This window comes from Massilia pseudoviolaceinigra (genome assembly GCF_030846505.1).
GTDB classification, from domain to species: Bacteria; Pseudomonadota; Gammaproteobacteria; order Burkholderiales; family Burkholderiaceae_D; genus Telluria_A; species Telluria_A violaceinigra.
This window is the reverse complement of record NZ_JAVCWL010000129.1, coordinates 1-709: the sequence shown is the minus strand read 5'-3', so window position 1 is coordinate 709 and position 709 is coordinate 1. Positions and strand designations below refer to the sequence as shown.

Here is a 709-nt window from a genome sequence, read left to right as displayed (position 1 = left end):
TTAATCGCCCGGCAAGCTCCTTGCTTCCCCGGCCGGCCCTTGGGCTGGCTGGGGAATTTCACTTCCAGCCAGTCTTTCCCAGCAAACCTTGTCGTACATGCAACAAAAGCGCGGCGCAATGCCCGCTCGTCTCCTTCCTGGCCTCGTTCATGAGCCGCCAAATAGTTTATTTTTGCCCTCAAGTTTGGCCAAACCTTGTCGTCTGGCGCCGTGTCTTGTCACGCCTTGAGGCCCAAAATAAAAAATATACGTCCAAAATCCCCCTAAACTTTCCAGATCGCAATCCGTTATATATAAGGACTGCGGTGTGATTGTCTCGGAACAAAGGGGCACACCAAGGCAAGCGGCACAGCGCCAACACGAATAGGTAGTAATTGCAAGGAGTAATACCATGAGCGTCATCAACACCAACATCGCGTCCCTGAATGCACAACGCAACCTGAGCACTTCGGCTTCCTCACTGTCGACCTCCCTGCAACGTCTGTCTTCCGGCCTGCGTATCAACAGCGCCAAAGACGATGCCGCCGGTCTGGCCATTTCGGAACGCTTCACGTCCCAGATCCGCGGTCTCGATCAGGCCAAGCGCAATGCCAACGATGGCGTGTCGATGCTGCAAACGGCAGAGGGCTCCCTGCAATCGACCGGCAACATCCTGCAACGTGTCCGCGAACTGGCTGTCCAGTCGTCCAACGCCACCAACTCCGCTGGC

1 protein-coding gene is annotated in these 709 nt (G+C 55.9%); it reads left to right on the top strand.

Annotation, left to right across the window (positions count from 1 at the left end; genetic code table 11):
• Positions 1 to 391 precede the first annotated feature (391 nt).
• Positions 392 to 709: flagellin N-terminal helical domain-containing protein (locus tag RBA40_RS33400; protein ID WP_445352060.1), on the top strand; the 318-nt coding region annotated here is incomplete at its 3' end.